16 protein-coding genes and 1 riboswitch are annotated in these 18,799 nt (G+C 37.4%); of the genes, 4 read left to right on the top strand and 12 right to left on the bottom strand.

Features of this window, described 5'->3' with window-relative positions:
• Positions 1-110: 110 nt before the first annotated feature.
• Positions 111-2,096, top strand: a complete 1,986-nt coding sequence (locus tag ACI3K6_RS09545; protein WP_435554634.1) for a methyl-accepting chemotaxis protein — start codon at positions 111-113, stop codon at positions 2,094-2,096.
• A gap of 84 nt (positions 2,097-2,180) precedes the next feature.
• On the opposite strand, the gene ACI3K6_RS09540 is transcribed toward ACI3K6_RS09545, so the two are convergent.
• The gene (locus tag ACI3K6_RS09540) at positions 2,181-2,636 is read right to left on the bottom strand and encodes a GNAT family N-acetyltransferase (RefSeq protein ID WP_435554633.1); all 456 of its coding nucleotides are present in this window, start codon (positions 2,634-2,636) and stop codon (positions 2,181-2,183) included.
• Between the two features lie 131 nt (positions 2,637-2,767).
• On the bottom strand, positions 2,768-4,294 hold the full coding sequence (locus tag ACI3K6_RS09535; RefSeq protein WP_435554632.1) for a DHA2 family efflux MFS transporter permease subunit: 1,527 nt from the start codon (positions 4,292-4,294) through the stop codon (positions 2,768-2,770).
• Between the two features lie 189 nt (positions 4,295-4,483).
• On the opposite strand from ACI3K6_RS09535, the gene ACI3K6_RS09530 reads away from it, so the two are divergent.
• Positions 4,484-5,395: a TetR/AcrR family transcriptional regulator gene (locus ACI3K6_RS09530; RefSeq protein WP_435554631.1), complete on the top strand. Its 912-nt coding sequence runs from the start codon at positions 4,484-4,486 to the stop codon at positions 5,393-5,395.
• Between the two features lie 266 nt (positions 5,396-5,661).
• Here the strand turns inward: ACI3K6_RS09530 and ACI3K6_RS09525 are convergent, their stop codons facing one another.
• From ACI3K6_RS09525 to ACI3K6_RS09485, 9 genes are all read right to left on the bottom strand, one after another.
• Positions 5,662-7,488 carry an APC family permease gene (locus tag ACI3K6_RS09525; protein ID WP_435554630.1) on the bottom strand — a complete coding sequence of 609 codons (1,827 nt, stop codon included), beginning with the start codon at positions 7,486-7,488 and terminating at the stop codon, positions 5,662-5,664.
• 138 nt (positions 7,489-7,626) lie between these two features.
• Positions 7,627-7,769: riboswitch (cyclic di-AMP (ydaO/yuaA leader) on the bottom strand.
• Positions 7,770-7,868: 99 nt separating this feature from the next.
• Entirely contained in the window at positions 7,869-9,836 is a 1,968-nt protein-coding gene (locus tag ACI3K6_RS09520) for a methyl-accepting chemotaxis protein (RefSeq protein WP_435554629.1), read from the bottom strand.
• A 2-nt stretch (positions 9,837-9,838) separates the two neighbouring features.
• Positions 9,839-10,771 carry an EAL domain-containing protein gene (locus ACI3K6_RS09515; protein WP_435554628.1) on the bottom strand — a complete coding sequence of 311 codons (933 nt, stop codon included), beginning with the start codon at positions 10,769-10,771 and terminating at the stop codon, positions 9,839-9,841.
• A gap of 407 nt (positions 10,772-11,178) precedes the next feature.
• A complete protein-coding gene (phoU, locus tag ACI3K6_RS09510) occupies positions 11,179-11,838 on the bottom strand; it encodes a phosphate signaling complex protein PhoU (RefSeq protein ID WP_435554627.1) in 660 nt (219 codons plus the stop codon).
• A 17-nt stretch (positions 11,839-11,855) separates the two neighbouring features.
• The gene (gene pstB / locus ACI3K6_RS09505; protein WP_435554626.1) at positions 11,856-12,626 is read right to left on the bottom strand and encodes a phosphate ABC transporter ATP-binding protein PstB; all 771 of its coding nucleotides are present in this window, start codon (positions 12,624-12,626) and stop codon (positions 11,856-11,858) included.
• Positions 12,627-12,636: 10 nt separating this feature from the next.
• Positions 12,637-13,401, bottom strand: a complete 765-nt coding sequence (pstB, locus tag ACI3K6_RS09500; RefSeq protein ID WP_435554805.1) for a phosphate ABC transporter ATP-binding protein PstB — start codon at positions 13,399-13,401, stop codon at positions 12,637-12,639.
• A 53-nt stretch (positions 13,402-13,454) separates the two neighbouring features.
• Entirely contained in the window at positions 13,455-14,342 is an 888-nt protein-coding gene (gene pstA, locus ACI3K6_RS09495) for a phosphate ABC transporter permease PstA (protein ID WP_435554625.1), read from the bottom strand.
• Complete coding sequence (gene pstC, locus ACI3K6_RS09490; protein ID WP_435554624.1) at positions 14,343-15,263, bottom strand: phosphate ABC transporter permease subunit PstC; 921 nt, start codon at positions 15,261-15,263, stop codon at positions 14,343-14,345.
• 79 nt (positions 15,264-15,342) lie between these two features.
• On the bottom strand, positions 15,343-16,251 hold the full coding sequence (locus ACI3K6_RS09485) for a phosphate ABC transporter substrate-binding protein (RefSeq protein ID WP_435554623.1): 909 nt from the start codon (positions 16,249-16,251) through the stop codon (positions 15,343-15,345).
• 155 nt (positions 16,252-16,406) lie between these two features.
• On the opposite strand from ACI3K6_RS09485, the gene ACI3K6_RS09480 reads away from it, so the two are divergent.
• The gene (locus ACI3K6_RS09480; protein WP_435554622.1) at positions 16,407-16,622 is read left to right on the top strand and encodes a hypothetical protein; all 216 of its coding nucleotides are present in this window, start codon (positions 16,407-16,409) and stop codon (positions 16,620-16,622) included.
• A gap of 65 nt (positions 16,623-16,687) precedes the next feature.
• On the opposite strand, the gene ACI3K6_RS09475 is transcribed toward ACI3K6_RS09480, so the two are convergent.
• Entirely contained in the window at positions 16,688-17,617 is a 930-nt protein-coding gene (locus ACI3K6_RS09475; protein ID WP_435554621.1) for a phosphate ABC transporter substrate-binding protein, read from the bottom strand.
• Between the two features lie 371 nt (positions 17,618-17,988).
• Between ACI3K6_RS09475 and ACI3K6_RS09470 the strand changes: the two genes are divergently transcribed.
• A complete protein-coding gene (locus ACI3K6_RS09470; RefSeq protein WP_435554620.1) occupies positions 17,989-18,684 on the top strand; it encodes a response regulator transcription factor in 696 nt (231 codons plus the stop codon).
• Positions 18,685-18,799 lie beyond the last annotated feature (115 nt).

The raw sequence follows: 18,799 nt of genomic DNA, 5'->3' as shown, positions 1-18,799 counted from the left end.
TTCTTTTTTTACAAAAGTTTCACAATTTCGACAGATATATACAAAAGATTTAATTATTGTATAATGTATTATTATATAAAAATATAGTACTTATGGAGGACAAATTGGTGATGGGCAAAAATTCTTTACTTGTAAAAATGATTTTATTTTTTGTTATATTATTAGTTTTACCGATTACACTAGCAGGCTTCTACTTATTTTCGGAAATAAATAAAGATCTTACCCAAATGGAAAAAGAACGGGTAAAGATTTCCAATCAAGCAACAGCAAATCTAATTCAACAAATGGGGATTGACCTACTTGGGCTGGCTAATGGGAACTCTCATTGGGAAGACTATCATGTCGCTGTGGAACAAAAGAATGTTAATTGGATTGTCGATAATATAAATTCTGATTTAGGCCCCGCTAAAGGGATTTCTTTTATCGCAACAGCAGATTTAAAAGGCAACGTATTATCCCAGGCAGGGGATGTTAAAGAGTTCAGTGGAACATTAGCTGAAAAAGAAATCATTAGCAAAATGACGCAAAATAATAAGCTTTCAGGTTTAGTAAACACCTCCAAAGGGCTAGCTGTTTTTGCAGCATCTTACATTACAAATGCAGATGGATCCGAACAGCCATCCGGCATCCTGATTTATGGTAGACTGCTCGATGAAAAAGCTTTAGCGGAGATTAAAGAAACACTTCATGACGATATTGCGATTCTATCCAAAGATGGCAGCATGCTTTCAACAACGAAACTAATAAAGCAAGAACAACTTACTAAGTACCAAAACAATCTGGATCAGCAACGAGACTTGGAAGACTTTCAAACAAACTCTGAGAAATCAACTGAATATGCTGAGTATACAACTTCATTAAAGTCTTTTTCTGGAGAACCCTTGGCAATTTTACACATCAATGAAAAACAAGCGGAAAGTACAAAGGTCAAGGCAGAACTTATCAACGTCAACTTAATAATAGCAGCAATAATGCTCGTTATTTTAATATTGCTTTCCTTTGTGATTTATCGGTTTATGATAAAACCTGTTAAGAGTATAGTTTCCATTTCCGGAGAGGTTTCCAAGGGGGTTCTGTCGTGTGAAGTGGATCACAAAATTTCCAAGCGCAGTGATGAGATAGGAAAATTGGGTAATGCCATGAATATCATGATTGAAAATTTCAGAAATTTGATCAAGGAAGTGGCACAAGCAATAGAACAGGTCGCTTCCTCTGCAGAACAGCTTTCGGCTAGTTCCGAGGAGACAACAAAGGCTACCAATCAGATTGCGGCTGCTATTCAGGAAGTGGCTGGCGGTTCAGACGTTCAACTGCAAGGGACGCTTGACTCCTCCAGTGCCGTCAAACAAATGGCTGTAGGCATACAAAATATTGCTGACACTGTTTCTCATATTTCGGTCAATTCTACCGAAACGGAGAAGGAAGTAGTATCAGGAAATCAATCGATTCAAAAGGCCATCCAACAAATGCAAAATATCAGTGTTTCTTTTAATGAATCGTCCTTAATCGTAAACCAACTTACCGACCGATCTCAAGAAATTGGGCAAATTGCCTTGCTCATTTCTAATATTGCTGACCAAACAAATTTACTTGCCTTAAATGCGGCTATTGAAGCAGCACGGGCAGGTGAGCATGGCCGGGGATTTGCTGTAGTAGCTGATGAGGTAAGAAAATTAGCGGAGCAATCCGCTGTTTCAGCTAAACAGGTATCGGAACTCGTTTCCGTCATTCAGCGTGACTCCGCCTCATCCGTTCAGTCAATGAATAAGGTGAACTCGGAGGTCCATGAGGGATTAAATCAAATTGAAAACGTCGGTGAAGTCTTTGAAAATATCCTTTCGGCCACCAAGGATGTAACCCGCCTAACCCAAGAGTTGGCGTCAATAACACCACAGATGGAGGCCAGCACGGAAAAAGTCGCCTCATCCATTACAGAAGTCGCAGAAATAGCAAAGGGCTCCGCCAATTCTTCCAGAAACGTGGCCTATTCTTCCAATGAGCAACTCTCGGCCATGAAGGAAATCGCAGCATCCTCCGGCTATTTGGACAAAATGGCTCAAGACTTAAAAGGATTAATTCATAAATTTAAACTATAAAAGAATTCTCCGGACTGGTATGTACTGGCCCGGAGATATTTTTTTTATGAGGTTTTGAATAATTTATTCAGCTATACATAACACTTAGCTGATTTCATAGTTAAGCCAAACGGCCTTTTTTGCTCCCAATTTATCATACAAAGCCTGGGCGGGATAATTGTCATGTGCGGTTTCCCAGATCATATGGGAATAGTCATGCTCTCTGATATAGGAAATACAAGTCTGCATCAGCCTTTCCCCTATTTTCCCTCCCCTTGTTTCTGGTGAAACAAATAAATCATAAAGTATTGCCATCCGTTTTGCTTCAAGGGTATTGAACGTAAAATAAAGTGTAGCAAAACCAACAAGGTGATTTGACTCCGTTTCTGCAACAAACTGTATCCCTTCGTAAGGATTTTCCAGTAAATGTTGGACCAAGTTTTCAACCGATTGTCCTTTTGGACGAGGGCAATGATAGAAGTCAACGATGTATTGATCCATTAATTCCAGAAGTTGAGGGATATCTTTCTTGGTTGCCTTGCGAATGTTTATATGTTCCATCTTGTTTCAGCCTCCTATTCAGGTTTTGTTTCAATTAGTAAAGAAGCAATTTCCGTGCCAAGTTTCCCTTTTTTTGGAATACAATTCAATGTATAAAAAAACACACAGCATCCACTGTGTGTTTTATCGATTCAATTTTCTGCAAGCTTATTAACAACCGGATTCCCTGCATTCATCTTCTCAGCTGGATCTTCGGCTTGTTTGGCACGTTTGATAAAGAAGGCCAGAACAAGCGCGATACTGGCAATCCCAACCGACACAAGGAAAGAATCATTGATCCCTTCGAGCATAGCCTTCATGGCAATTTGCTGCTTCATTGTTGCAAGCATTTCTGGACTCGGCTGCCCTGTCAAGTGTTTCATGGCATCTGCAGCGAGATCCGTAGCATGTGTCTTCGTCCGGTTTGACATAATAGTTACCAGCAATGCCGATCCAATCGCTCCGGAAACCTGCTGCAAGGTGTTGTTCATCGCGGTACCATGTGGATAGAAACGGGCAGGCAACTGATTTAACCCGTTTGTCATAACTGGCATCATTACCATCGACATCCCAAACATCCGAGCGGAATAGAGCAAAATCAAATGTGTATATGTCGTATCTAATGTTAATTTACTGAATAAGTAAGTTGTAAAGGTTGTAATGGATAAGCCGATGACTGCTAAAACTCTGCCGCCAAACTTATCAAATAATTTTCCGGTAATAGGGCTCATAATTCCCATTAATAAGGAGCCGGGAAGCATTAATAAACCAGATTTTAATGGTGATATTCCACGGATAGTCTGCAGATAAATCGGCATTAACAGCATCGCTGAAAACATTGCCATCGAAATCACAATCGAAATGGCTGAAGATAAGGCGAACATTGGGTACTTATAAATTTTAAAATTAAGCATCGGCTTTTCAAGTTTATTTTGGCGAACAATAAACATAACCAAACTGATCGCTCCGGCAGTAATCGTTGCATATACCGCTGGGCTGTCCCAGCCTTTATCGCCGGCAGAGCTGAAGCCATATAATAAACCGCCGAACGCAATACTAGATAATACTAACGACAACTTATCAAGTCGAATGTCTACTTTTTCCTTCTTATCTTTTAATAAGAAAATACTAATCACAAGAATAATTGCAGCCAATGGCGATACAAGATGGAATAAAATTCTCCAGCTATTATGTTCAATTAAATAACCTGAAAGCGTTGGTCCAACTGCTGGTGCAAAGATGAATACCAGACCGAACAGCCCCATCGCTGCTCCCCGTTTTTCAGGTGGAAAGCTGGTTAACATCACGTTCATCAGTAACGGCATCATGATGGCAGAACCTGACGCCTGAATCATTCGTGCTGTTAATAATAACGGAAAAACATGGGCAAAGCCGGCAATGATCGTTCCAACCGTAAACAAACTAATTGCGGTAAGGAATAACCCTCTTACTGAATATTTCTGAATTAAAAACGCGGTTGCCGGGATCATGACCCCGTTTACGAGCATGTATCCAGTTGCCAGCCATTGGACTGTTGAAGCACCAACATCCAAATCTTTCATGATGGATGGCAAGGCCACATTTAATAATGTTTCATTTAACATCGAAATAAACGCCCCGATCATCAATATTGCGATGATTCCATAAGGAGGGCGATTTTGTTTTAAAGTAGTATCCATTATAATTCCTCCCACTAAACTGACGGTCCATTTTTTTAGACCTTTGTTTTGGATAGATACTATCATATACCGGCGGTTCAAATTTTGCAATCAAAAAATATCAATTTTTTACTGGAATTGTACTAGATTTAAAAATGCAGTATACTAATTATTGTACAGTCAGTCTAGTAAGGATTTCAGGTGAAAAAAATGAATGACCGAAAACAGCACGTAATTAATAAAGCCCATCAATTGTTTATCGAAAAAGGCTTCCAGGCCACTTCGATTTTAGATATTATCGATTTTAGCGGAATTTCCAAGGGTACATTCTACAATTACTTTTCTTCCAAAAATGAATTGCTGATTGCCATTTTTACTTCATTGCGGAAAAAAATTGATGAGGAAAGAAATGCCCTACTCATTGGACATGACCCTGCCGATATTGAAATCTTTATTCAACAAATTGAACTGCAAATGGCCTTTAATCATCGCAATAAATTGTTAACTCTTTTTGAAGAGGTATTTGTTTCCAACGACCCTGCCTTAAAACAATTTTTAAAACAAACGCAAATTTTGCATATTCGTTGGACCTATAACCGCTTGTTAGACCTATTCGGGGAGCAAAAACAGCCCTATTTATTGGATTGTGCCATTATGTTTGTTGGAATGCTGCATCATAATATCCATTTTCATTTTTTAGCGAATGAATCAAATGGCAATATTCGGATAGTGATCCGTTATACGGTGCAACGATTGATAAAAATGGTCGAAGAAATTGGGGAAGCCGGGGACCGATTATTAGACCCGGCCATTCTGGAAAAATGGCTGCCGGATTGCCATTATTCGGAATACGCTTTTAAGAAACAACTCTACACTTGTGTTTTAGCATTGAAAAATCGATTAAGCGACGATAAAGACCTACTAAAATATGTTGAACTGTTGGATTTTATTCTGGAAGAAATGCTTCATTCCAAAAAGCCACGGAAATTCCTTGTAAAAACAACCATTGATTCTTTGAAAAACCATATCGGAGATATTGCTTCGAAAGATTTGGAAAAACTGGACCGAATAATAGATCATTATTTTGATAAAAAGGAAAGTGTAAGTCAGCCTATTCATTAATGGGCTGACTTTTTTTGAGCACGCTGATTTTTTCTATATAATAACAAAACGTTGTGATTAGTTATTTTAAAAACTCAGGAGTCTGAAAATTAGATAGTACAATAAAGAGTATTTTATCTTCCATACAGTTTAAAGAAGATGTTCATCCTCTGGTAAGATCTATCTCGGACAAAAGATACTATTTATGAGACATATTTAAGGGAGGCTACCAATTTAGTAGCCTCCTTCTCTAATGGATCCCTTATTTATACCTGGGCCCATATTTATTATTTTATTAAATGATAAGGCACAGTTGTTACAATCACGTCTCTTCGATAAAGTAAGAAGGATCGAATAAGAAGGCTTGATTGGTTGTGAAGAATATTGTGCCACCCCTTTTTAGGAATAAATTGCGGAATGACAACTGTTACCCGATAATTCCCTTCTTTGGCTTTATGCTCTACAGTATCAACAAATTTAGTAAGTGGACTGATGATACTTCTATAATGAGAGTGCAATGTCACCAGCCTTACATCTGGTTGCCATTTCTTCCATTTTTCTTCGAACTTCTTTTCGTCGTCTCTTTCAAAGGCAACATACACCGCAATGATTTGATCAGGCGATAAAGATTTAACATAATTTAAGGTATTCTCTACAACATGAGTCATGCCAGCGACAGGCACTATCAAAACATTACCTTCAATGGTCAAAGGTGGTTTACACGTTTTAAGACTTAATTGGTCTCCAACAGCGTCATAATGCTTTTTAATTCGATGAAAGAAGAACACAATGATAGGTAGAAAGATTAAAATAGACCAAACCTGTGAGAATTTTGTTATTAAGAACATTAATGTAACAATAAGGCTTATTAGGGTACCTGTTGTATTAATGATAAATTTAGGTACCCACCCTTGAGGCTTCTCTCGCAGCCATTTAACCATCATGCCTGACTGAGACAAAGTAAATGGAAGAAACACCCCAACTGCGTAAAGCGGGATAAGATGTTCTGTTTTAGCATGAAAAGTTAAAATTAAAAGGATAGAAGCAATGCCAAGTATAATGATGCCATTTGAATACCCTAATCGATCCCCTCTCATAAGAAACATTCTAGGTATAAACTTATCCTTAGCAAGATTAACTGCCAACAACGGGAAAGCGGAATATCCAGTGTTCGCAGCAAGAACTAATATCAAGGCTGTGGTTCCTTGAATAAAGAAATAAATGAAATTCCGACCGAAAGTCTCTTCAGCAATTTGGGATACGACAGTTACTTTTTCACTTGGAGAAATCCCATAATAATAGGCTAAAAATACAATTCCTGAAAATAGAATGGCAAGTAACGCTCCCATTGCCATTAATGTTTTAGCTGCATTATTAGGAGCTGGGTCTTTAAAATTAGGTATAGCATTAGAAATAGCTTCAACTCCTGTTAAAGCGGAACTCCCGGAAGCAAACGCCCTTAATAGAATAAACAAACTGATCCCCGTTACAGGGGTACCGATTGGGGTGTGTAATTGTGGCGAAACCCCTCCGGTTACAATGTTATATAAACCAACAGCAATCAATATAAATAACGCTAAGACGAATAAGTAAACCGGGTATGCTAATATTGAAGCAGACTCCGTTACCCCTCTCAGATTCAATATTGTTATTAAAATGACAAACGTAATTGCGATTCCTACATTATAGCCATGTAAAGTCGGAAACGCAGATGTTATAGCATCGGTCCCAGCAGACACACTTACAGCAACTGTCAGGATGTAGTCCACCAATAGGGACCCTCCAGCTATCAAGCCTGGATTTACCCCCAGATTGCTTTTTGAAACCACATAGGCCCCACCTCCATGAGGGTAAGCAAAGATGATTTGCCTATAGGACAGTATCAAGGCTGATAAAAGAATTAACACACCTACTGCAATAGGAATGGAATACCAAAATGCTGCAGTACTGATAGTAACTAATACAATTAAAATTTGTTCAGGACCATATGCCACTGACGACAAAGCATCAGATGAAAGGATTGCTAATGCTTTCGTTTTGTTTAGTTTCTGTTCGCCTAGCTCATGAGATTTCAAAGGTCGGCCAATTAAAAATCTTTTTATAACCCCAAACAAGTTATTCACCGCCAAAAATTAATTATGGTTTAATTTACCCATGCTATCAGTAATTACTCAAAAATAAAAAAATTTGCCTACAAGTCAGATTTAAATAGACCCGTAGACACACCATTTTTGTAATGTCACAAGCTCCACCTTCCTTCTCATATACGCTTACGAGGTTAGCTGTCGGATTCGGACCTTGAGTAGCCCTACCAAAAAAGGATTCACCCCTTGAGTTTAGTAGCAACCCACTAAAATGGTTCCCCCGTACCTATTGGTTTCAGCGATTTAGAAATTTGAAACTGTCATAATATTACTCCAATGTCTAGATAGTGTAAATGGATTTTTTCAAGAAGACTCAAAACTATTATTGATTTTCATCTTAAAAAAGGGGTTTACAGCCGAAACCTTCCTACCAATAATCCCAATTCATCTGATTGAATTTCTAAAGAGTCCGCATTTGAAGATAATCTCTCGATAGAGCTACTGGTTTGTTGAACAGCCGCTGATGTTTCTTCTATGCCGGCTGCAGATTCCTGCGATATAGTAGCAATGTACTCAATAGACTTGTTAATTTCATTGCTGCCATACACAATTTCTGTTAAATTTTTTGAGACTTGCTCGATTTTTTCTGCCATATTAACAACAGCTTTGTTAATATTTTCGAATGTCTCACCCGTCTCTTTAATTTGAATCGTTCCTTCTCCCACCTGTTGATATCCTAATGTTAATGATTCAGCCACATTCTTAGAGACATTCTGAATGCCATTTACAATACTTGTAATCTCTCCTACGGAAAGTGATACTTGTTCGGCAAGCTTCCTTACTTCATTAGCAACAACGGCAAATCCCTTTCCATGTTCCCCCGCTCTGGCCGCCTCAATTGCAGCATTTAATGCCAATAGATTCGTTTGATCCGCAATGTTATGAACCACATTAATGAGGTTGGCTATTTTTTTAGACTCATCATCCAAACTTTTAACTTTTTCAATAGAGACACTCACAATATCATAGATCTTATTCATTTGGTCTATAGATTTATTCATCCGCTCATTTCCAATTTCAGTTACGTTCGAAATATCATAGAAAGATTCCTGTATTAATGTCCCATTTTCATTTACAAGGTTTATTCGCTTTGAAAAATGATTCACTTGCTTAGCCAATTCAGTCGTCAAGTGTGCCTGTTGCTCCACCCCGGATGATAACTCCTGCATAGTAGAAGCTACCTGGTTGCTGGAAATATGGATTTCTGCACAAGATTCTTTCATAAAAAGTGATTGATTTTTTACTACTTGGGAATGCTCCGAAATATTTTCTATCATTTCTTTTAAACTGGCCTGTGTATTTTTTATTGAAAAAAATAATTGTCCAAATTCGTCGTTTCTATTTTTCCCCTTGAATTTATATTCGAGATTGCCTTTAGAAATGTGCTCCATAAAGTCTCTTATCTGTTTTATGGGAGTGGAAAAACTTTTGCTTAAAAAGAAAGCAGTTATGACAACCATAACGATGGTTATGATGCCACCGATTAACAGATAAAGAAATATTTGGCTATTAATTGTCTTGACAATACTTACATCTTGTTTAATTTGTGTTATTCCAATAACCTCTTGTTTAGTGGGATCTAATAGAGGCATATACACTTCATATTGATGGTCATGTTCCCTGGTCATTTCTTTGCCAGCTTTCACTTTATTGATAATCCTATTATCTTTAAACCTTGTTCCGATCTTAGAATCATCAGTAGAAATTAAAATCTGGCCTTCAGGATCCATTATATTAATGTTTACGTCTTTGAGCGTTTTAGTTATGTAGGTGATTGCGGAACTATCTATACCTGTTTGTAAAGTTCCTATTATTTTATTTTCATAAACGAGTGGGACGAACGCACGAACGGCTAGACCACTGTTCCCAGACTCGAAACCAGCCATTTCCTTCCCTTTAATCGTTTCTTGAATCGCAGGCTTATCACTTTTATCATCACCAAATTTTTGTGGATTATGGGCTCGATAAAACACTACACCATTTACATCACCAAATTCAAATACGTCCAGTTTTTGTTCTTTTTTTAATCTTTCAAATATCGGCTGAACGGTCTGAGCAATCGTTTCGCGATCCCCAGTTCTAAATGCTTCTATAAGCTCCTTATTACCGGCATAATAAATGGTCAATTGAAGAAGCTCTTCTGATAAATGATCTAACTGATCGCTAACTGATTCTTTTGTTGAATTCTGGCTATTTGTGAGAATGGATTTAAAGCCAAGATTTGTTTTATAGTACAAGATAGAACTCAAAATTAGTAATGGAATGATAGCAACTGACAGTAAAGAAATAAACAATTTTCGTTTGACAGACAACCTCAATGTTATGCTCCCCCGATCGCCATTTTTTCTTGTAATGCACGATAATTCTCACTATCCATGACCGTTTTTTCAAACGGGATTTCCCCTGGACGTACTTCTTTGTGCGGTCTTCCTAAAGCATAGCCTTGTCCAAAATGGACTCCTTGTTCATAAATAAATGCTAGATCCTCAGTCCTCTCAATCCCTTCTGCGATAATTTCTGTGGAGGATTGTTTTGCATATTCCACTATTAACTTCACCAATTGCTGTTGTTCAACATTTTGATCGATATTTTGGATCAGTGATTTATCAAGTTTGATAAATTCAGGCTTTAAATACACCAGGGTTTTTAAACTGTTGTATCCGGAACCTACGTCATCAATCGCTATTCGATACCCCTGTGAACGATAATGGGAAAGTACTTTTTCAAAAAGAGCGAAGTCGGTAACTGCACTTTTCTCTGTTAATTCGAAAACGACCTGTTGAGGTGCAATGCCTAGCTCCGTTAAAAGTTCCAGTGTTTCTCCACTTTGATAATTAGAATCTAGTAAAACAAGAGGGTGAATATTAATAAAAATCAATGTTGGTTCTTGCCAAGCAAGACGTTTAAATTGATCGATAAACCGTTTAAGAGATAGATTTCTACAGAAACATTCAAATAGGAATACTTGATTGGATTGTCCAACAAATTCATAAAAACATTCCGTGTCCGGAAATAAACGAGTAACTGCTGGGCGATTTAATACCTCAAAACCAATGGTCTTCCCTGTTTTCAAGCAAAGAACGGGTTGAAAAAATGTATCTAAAGCATAGTTATTCATAATAGAATGTAATTCTCTAAGTCTCTTATAATGGAAGAAGTCCTTCTTTACTCTGTTATTGAAGTACTTAAAGTATGAAAAAAATGTTTTTTTACCAAATGAAGAGTGTGACTGGCTGGTTATATGGCTGTACATAAGTGGCACCTCTTTATTTAAAATCAGCTACAAATTAAGCATAATTTACAAATATTAAAATCATGTAAACCGATTGAAAATTCTTAGTAAATTTTAACGCTGTCCTAGAAGAATTAAACTTTTATTTACATAGTCTTAATACCCCATTAGAAATTTATTAATATTTTCCAATTATGATATATATAGCGGGGATAGCATGCGTGGCTATCATGGTATATGGCGTAGGCGGAGCCAATACTATTAGTAATTTACATACTTGCAACACTAAAGGGGTGTTATATTTAAGAAATAATTTATGGATGAATGCCAATACATAGTAAAAAAAATCTGCATCCAGATTGCTTGGATACTCAATTTGGGTGCAGAAAAAAAATTTCAAAATCATAATAGGGTGAAACATACTTTTATTATGCGTTTAAATCAATACGTTCTCCTGTCACAAGATATATGACATGCTCAGCAATGTTTGTTGAATGATCCGCTACTCTTTCGATATACCTACATACAAATGATAGCTGCGTAATTTGATTCATTTTATCCGGATATTGCTGTATATATCCCATAAGCTCGCGGATTAGTTTTCCGTACATCTCATCAACCTGGTCATCTTTCTTTGCACATTTCTTAGCAAGTTCGGCATCTTCTGTTAAAAATGCTGTTAAAGAATTGCTTAACATGTCCAACGCCATGTCCATCATCTTAGGTATATCAATAATTTCTTTAATATGTTTTTCTAATCCAATATGCAAAGTGGATTTTGCAATATTAACAGCATTGTCGGCAATTCGCTCGACCTCTGAGGAGATTTTTAGAGCAACTATTATTTTTCGAAGGTCCCTTGCAACAGGTGATTCCTTGGCAATGAGTATAATCGCTTTATCGTTAATTTCATGTTCCAGCACATCGATTTCTGTATCATTCTTTATAATTTCTTCTGCCTTTTCAATATCTTGATGAATGAGAGTATTGATACTTTCCTTTATGGCATTTTCCGATATTCTTGCCATTTCCATAAGCAAATCTTTTAGTTCCTTTAAATTTTGATCGAAATGTGATCTTGTATTCATGGTTGTCGTCACCCCTCTTATCCAAATCTTCCTGTAATATATCCTTCCGTACGTTCATCAGCTGGATTTGAAAAAATCATTGAAGTTTCATCCAACTCAATTAATTCCCCCATTAAAAAGAACGCAGTTTGATCCGATACCCTTGATGCCTGCTGCATATTATGCGTTACAATCACGATCGTATATTTTTCTTTTAGCTGTAAAATCAATTCCTCTATTTTTAATGTAGAAATAGGATCTAAAGCAGAGGTAGGCTCATCCATTAGCAAAACATCAGGTTTCGTGGCGAGTGCTCTGGCAATACATAATCGCTGCTGTTGCCCCCCTGATAAACCAAGAGCAGGTGCATGTAAACGGTCCTTTACTTCATCCCATAAAGCTACATCCATTAAGGATTTCGTAACAATATCTTCAAGATGTGTTTTCCTTTTAATTCCATGAACTCTTGGTCCGTATGCCACATTATCAAAAATGGATTGGGGAAATGGATTTCCCTTTTGAAAGACCATTCCTACATTTTTTCGTAATTCCACCAGGTCCATTTTTTCATTTAATATATTTTGTCCATTATAATTAATTTCTCCCGTCATTTTTACATTTGGGACATAATTAATCATTAAATTTAGCGTTTTGATGAAGGTTGATTTACCACAGCCTGAAGGTCCAATAATGGCAGTAACTTCTTTTTTGTTAATTGGGAAATTGATTTTTTTTAATGCATGGTGCTCTCCATACCATAAATTCAAATCATTTATTTGAAATACCTGCCTGGATACCGTTATAGACATACTTTTCCCCCTATCCAAACCTTCCGGAAATATACTCTTCCGTCTTTTTTACTGAAGGATTTGTAAATATTTTTTCGGTCAAATCATATTCAATCAAATCTCCACTTAAAAAGAAGGCGGTTTTATCTGAAATTCTCGATGCTTGCTGCATATTGTGAGTTACGATAACAATAGAATAATCTTTTTTCAATTCCACTATTAAATCTTCCACTTTTGAATTGGAGATGGGATCCAATGCCGATGACGGTTCATCAAGGAGCATAACAGTGGGTTTCATAGCAATGGTTCTTGCAATGCATAGGCGCTGCTGTTGTCCTCCTGAGAGTGATAATGCCGATTTATGAAGACGATCCTTTACTTCATCCCACAAAGCGGCCTTTCGAAGGCTCGCCTCGACAATTTCGTCCAGCTCACGTTTCTTTCTGATTCCGGAAAACTTTAGGGCATGTGTAATATTTTCATATATCGACTTTGGAAATGGATTGGGTTTCTGAAACACCATTCCGATTTCTTTTCTCAATGCAACAACATCAATTTGATTAGATAAAATATTGAGGTCCTCATAAATGATTTCCCCTTCTGCCCTTGCTCCAGGGATCAGGTCATTCATCCTGTTAACGCTACGCAGAAATGTCGACTTCCCACAACCGGACGGACCGATTAGGGCAGTAACTGAATTTTTGTCGATTTCCATTGAGATGCCATTGACAGCTCTTTTTTCTCCATAAAATATTTCTAAATTTTTGACATCAAGCACATTATTTTTTTTATCCATTTTCGTTTCCTTGGGTTTTTCAGTTAATGCTGTTACCAATTTTTTCACCTGCTTTACTTAGATGCCGTGATTTTTCGATGAATTAGACTTCCTATCCACCTTGCCAATAAATTAAAAATTAAAACGGATAGTACCAATACTGCTGCAGAACCGCTAGATACCTCTTCCACATCAGGAATTAGACCTTGTGTATTGACTGACCATATATGTACTGCCAATGTTTCCGCAGGGCGAAAAATATTTAATGGGGAGGTTGCAGAAAATGGATTCCAGTTTGCATAATCAAGTCTTGGTGTTGATAATCCAGCCGTAAATAATAATGCAGCGGCCTCACCGAAAACACGACCGGAAGCAAGGATGATACCTGTTAAAATAGTTGGAAAGGCACTTGGGACAATAACCTTCTTAATTGTATGCCAATGGGTAATCCCTAGCCCAAGACTGGCTTCTTTCAATTCCCTCGGAACAGAACGAATGGCATCCTCACTTACACGAACGATCACTGGCAAATTGAATACAGTAAGTGCCAAGGCACCTCCCAGAATCGTATATCCCCAACCTGTCAAATTAACAAACATTAATAAACCAAACATCCCAATCACAATGGAAGGGAGTGACGCTAAAACTTCAATACAGGATCGAATAATATCTGTAACTTTCCCTGGTTTAGCATATTCGGCCATGTAAATTCCTCCACCTAAACCAAGTGGAATGGCTATCAACATAGTAATGAAGAGAACATAGAGCGAATTAAATAATTGATCCCGAATTCCTCCACCTGCTCTTACATTACTTGAAGGAGAAGTTAAAAAGTCAAAAGATATGTATTTCAGTCCATTTACCAATATATAGTAAAACAACCCGACGAGAATCGAAATGATAATCAATGCGATTACATAAAAAACACCAGTAGCCAAGCGATCGGCCGTTTTGGTATTCATTTACATCTTCCTCCTTGATGATAAATAACGAATGAGGAGAATAAATGCGAACGACATGATTAATAACATTAATCCCATCGACCATAGAGTATTATTTTCCACACTGCCATAGGTGGTATGGCCCATATTTAACGTAATAATTGTTGTTAAGGTTGCAGAGGCATCCAATAAACTAGAAGGCAAGTCCTTCACATTTCCAATTACCATTTGAACTGCCAAGGCTTCTCCAAAGGCTCTTGCCATTCCCAGAACTATAGCAGTTAACAATGTTGGCATTGCTGCCGGTATCAGTACTTTTCGAATTGTTTGCCAACGAGTGGCACCTAAAGCATAAGACCCTTCTCTCAAAGCTTTTGACAATGAACTCATAGCATCTGTTGCGATGGTTGTAATGGTTGGCAAAATCATAATGGATAGAACAATAGTACCGGAAAGCAGACTAAACCCCAGACCGCCAACATGATCCCTTATAAAGGGGACTAATACCGTAAGCCCAATAAAACCGTAAACTACAGAAGGAATGCCCACTAATAGCTCAATGACGGGCTGCAATACTTTTCTACCCCATGAAGGTGCTATTTCTGTCATAAAGATGGCTCCTCCAACCCCTAAAGGCGCTGCTACTAGGGCTGAAAGAAATGTGACCGCAAAAGAGCCAAAAATAAATGGCAACGTTCCATATTCAGGCTTCGCCTGATTCGTAGGATTCCATGTCTTACTGGTTAAAAACTCAATTAGACTGACTCCATTTTTGATAAAAGCTTGCAGACCTTTTGTTCCCAAAAAGATTGTGATGGCAATCGTGGCAGAAATCATGATGACGGCACAAGAAATGACTAGGATCTTACCTCTTACTTCCCCATCTATCCTGCTTCTCCCTGATTTTAATAATCGATCTTTTGCAGGTATTGTTTTTTCCATATTGCACCAAACACCCCTAAATGACGTCATAAGGGTAAATGTGCACTCACATTTACCCCTTCAGCATTTATATTCTCAATTATTTACTCGTTTGATTCCCTTTGGCATCGCGTTCCACTTTCATTTTTGTAACAGGCAGGTAACCTTGTTCCTTTAATAAAGTGTTTTGAACATCGTTAGACATTAAATAGTCTAAAAATGCCTTTGCCACACCACTTGGTTCACCTTTTGTATAGGAGTGTTCGTATGCCCAGATTGGGAACTTTCCTGTTTGTACGTTTTCATCTGTAGGTTCAACTCCCTCAATAGACAGCGGGGTTACCTTATCATCTGTGAAATAAGAAAACGCCAAGTAACCAACAGCACCTTCTGTTTCATTCACAATTTTTTTAACGGTGTTGGATGAATCCTCAGTGATCCCTTCAGCTGGTGTGGCCCCATCAAGACCAAATTTGTTAAATACAGCACGTGTACCTGAAGCATCTGGACGATTTACAAGGACAATTTTTTGATCCTTTCCTCCTAGCTCTTTCCAGTTTGTAATTTTTCCTGTGAACACTTTAATAAGATCGTCTTTTGAGATATCTTTAATTCCTACCTTAGGGTTAACTGCTGCAGTGATCCCTACAACCGCTACTTTATGGTCAACTAATTGATCCGCTGCAATTCCTTCTTTTTCCTCTGCAAATACATCTGAATTACCGATTTGAACAGATCCTTCCGCAACTTGGGATAATCCAGTTCCAGATCCCCCTGCATTTACTTGAATGTCGACATTGGGATTATCAGCCATAAATTCTTCTGCAGCAGCTGCTACAAGTGGCTGCATGGCAGATGATCCGGAAACGACCAATGAACCTGAAAGTTCTTTTCCGCCTTTATTTTCAGTTCCTTCATTTTTATCTTTAGATGCTCCACCACAGGCAGCTGCAAATACCATTAGTGTCATAATTGCTATTAATAAACTTAATTTTTTTAACTTAGTCATTCCTAAATACCCCCAGAGAAAGTGATTGTTAGTTTTACTCCTAACATTCCCTCAATTAGTGAATTTATTTGTTAACTTTTTGAACAATTATTAAGTATGAAGAGGTGCCTTTTTGTTTAATGTAATAAAAAATGGAAAATAAGTGAGGGAACATAATGAAGGAAGAAAAAAAACAAAATCAATCAACAGAGGAGGCAAATTATTTTTTAAATAGAAAGTCAAAAAATGATAGTGAAAGGGTTTCTCCACAGTTAAGTTCGGAGGCAGAAGTAGCAAATAACCAAATACAGAATCAATTCTATGAACAAGCAGATGAGGGAAATTCCCTACCTTTTCTTATAGATAGTCAAAATCCTCCCATAAAAAAATAAAAAAAGATGAGGATAAAAAGAACCTGCATGATTGTTTGCAGGTTCTTCATTATTAAAGTGAATAATTATTTATTTTTTTGATTTCCTTTCGCATCTCTTTCAACTTCCATTTTTGTTACAGGAAGATAACCTTGTTCTTTTAATAGATTATTTTGGATATCATCTGACATCATGAAGTCAAGGAACTCTTTGGCAAGATCTGTTGGCTCTCCCTTAGTATAGGAGTGCTCATACGCCCAAACTGGGAATTTGCCAGTTTGTACGTTTTCTGCAGTTGGCTCTACTCCGTCTATGGCAAGTGGTGTTACCGTATTATCAGTGAAATAAGAGAATGCAAGATAACCAATTGCACCGTCCGTTTCATTAATGATCTTTTTAACTGTATTGGATGAATCTTCTGTAATACCTTCAGCAGGCGTTGCGCCATCAAGCGCAAATTTATTAAATACTGCACGGGTTCCTGAAGAATCAGGGCGATTAACTAGAACGATTTTTTGGTCTTTTCCGCCAAGCTCTTTCCAGTTTGTGATTTTACCTGTGAAAACTTTAATCAGATCTTCTTTTTTAATATCTTTAATGCCAACTTTAGGATTAACAGCCGCTGTCATACCTACAACCGCTACTTTATGATCAACTAACTGGTCTGCCGGAATTCCTTCTTTTTCTTCCGCGAATACATCGGAGTTACCAATTTGAACGGATCCTTCGGCAACCTGAGATAAGCCAGTACCTGATCCTCCTGCATTTACTTGAATATCAACCTTTGGATTTTCAGTCATAAATTCCTCAGCGGCCGCCGCCACTAATGGCTGCATTGCAGAAGAGCCGGAAATAACTAAAGTGCCTGATAATTCCTTCTTTTCTTCCGTTTTAGTCGTTTCATTGCTTGAATGATCCTTTTTTTCACTAGTGGTGTTTTGACCACCGCATGCAGCAATCAGCACCATGAATGCTGCAAGTAATGTAAACAGGCTTAAGTTTTTTAATCGTCTCATTTGTCTTATTTCCTCCAATTTGTCTAGTTTCCTATCATGAATTTTGTTTACCTTACAGAAATGAATATAAATGAAAAGTATTAATTGTGAATGAATTATATGTAAATGTTTTGTAAAAACTCTAATTCTTCCAAATTTTAATTTCCTAGAATACAAGATTCTCTTTATATTCTTTTCTTTCATCGTAAAAATAAGAAAGCCCTCCATACTTATTTTTTGAAAAATCTACCTCTTTACAATTCTTAACATTAGCTTTATAAACCGTTAACGATTGTTTAATAAACTATTAAATGACACACAATCATCAAAATAATCTATCTTTTGGTTTACAAAGAAGGAAGGAGAAGGATACTTGGCTTACGAGGGATACTATGAAAAATAACATACTCATTGTCGATGATGAAAAGTCAATCGTTACCTTGCTAGAGTATAATCTGGCACAGGCAGGTTTTCATGTCATTTCAGCATCCAATGGTAAAGAGGGAAAACATCTTGCGTTTACTGAATCGCCCGACCTAATTATTTTGGATTTGATGCTACCGGAATTAGTTGGACTGGAAGTGTGCAAACAGTTGCGACAAGAAAAGATTATGACTCCCATTATTATGCTTACCGCCAAAGATCATGAACTAGATAGAATCCTCGGTCTTGAATTAGGTGCGGATGATTATATGGTAAAACCCTTTAGCCCCAGGGAAGTAATTGCCAGGGTGAAAGCAATCCTAAGAAGGTCCCAGGTCAAACATTTGGCAGGCATTGAATACGAAACTCATATTAAAATGAATGGGTTAATGATTTACCCTAAGAAATTTGAGGCCTATCACCATGGAAAACTACTGGACTTGACTTTAAAGGAATTCGAATTACTTGCCTTCATGGCACAAAATAGGGGGCGTGTCCTAACCCGCGAGCAATTGCTGAATGCAGTATGGAAAGATGATTATTCCTGTGGTACAAGAATTGTAGATGTACATATCTCCCATCTAAGAACCAAAATAGAAGAGGATAGCGGGGCACCCATTTATTTCAAAACCGTTCGCGGAATTGGATACAAATTAGAAGCATAAACAATTTAACCTTGTAGTAAAGCCGGTTTATTGATCCTTAAACCGGCTTTACTCTTTAAATAGTAGTCCTATACAAACTCTTTAAATACTTTACATGTTCTTTATGAAAAATCGC

This window comes from Neobacillus solisequens (assembly GCF_051233465.1).
Lineage (GTDB): Bacteria > Bacillota > Bacilli > Bacillales > Cytobacillaceae > Neobacillus.
Note: the sequence above shows the minus strand (reverse complement) of the source record. Positions and strands in the feature narration are given on the sequence as shown.

Coding starts and splice junctions, on each gene's coding strand:
- ACI3K6_RS09545 (WP_435554634.1), top strand. CDS start 111: ATGGGCAAAAATTCTTTACTTGTAAAAATGATTTTATTTTTTGTTATA.
- ACI3K6_RS09540 (WP_435554633.1), bottom strand. CDS start 2,636: ATGGAACATATAAACATTCGCAAGGCAACCAAGAAAGATATCCCTCAA.
- ACI3K6_RS09535 (WP_435554632.1), bottom strand. CDS start 4,294: ATGGATACTACTTTAAAACAAAATCGCCCTCCTTATGGAATCATCGCA.
- ACI3K6_RS09530 (WP_435554631.1), top strand. CDS start 4,484: ATGAATGACCGAAAACAGCACGTAATTAATAAAGCCCATCAATTGTTT.
- ACI3K6_RS09515 (WP_435554628.1), bottom strand. CDS start 10,771: ATGTACAGCCATATAACCAGCCAGTCACACTCTTCATTTGGTAAAAAA.
- phoU (WP_435554627.1), bottom strand. CDS start 11,838: ATGAATACAAGATCACATTTCGATCAAAATTTAAAGGAACTAAAAGAT.
- pstB (WP_435554626.1), bottom strand. CDS start 12,626: ATGTCTATAACGGTATCCAGGCAGGTATTTCAAATAAATGATTTGAAT.
- pstB (WP_435554805.1), bottom strand. CDS start 13,401: ATGGATAAAAAAAATAATGTGCTTGATGTCAAAAATTTAGAAATATTT.
- pstA (WP_435554625.1), bottom strand. CDS start 14,342: ATGAATACCAAAACGGCCGATCGCTTGGCTACTGGTGTTTTTTATGTA.
- pstC (WP_435554624.1), bottom strand. CDS start 15,263: ATGGAAAAAACAATACCTGCAAAAGATCGATTATTAAAATCAGGGAGA.
- ACI3K6_RS09485 (WP_435554623.1), bottom strand. CDS start 16,251: ATGACTAAGTTAAAAAAATTAAGTTTATTAATAGCAATTATGACACTA.
- ACI3K6_RS09480 (WP_435554622.1), top strand. CDS start 16,407: ATGAAGGAAGAAAAAAAACAAAATCAATCAACAGAGGAGGCAAATTAT.
- ACI3K6_RS09475 (WP_435554621.1), bottom strand. CDS start 17,617: ATGAGACGATTAAAAAACTTAAGCCTGTTTACATTACTTGCAGCATTC.
- ACI3K6_RS09470 (WP_435554620.1), top strand. CDS start 17,989: ATGAAAAATAACATACTCATTGTCGATGATGAAAAGTCAATCGTTACC.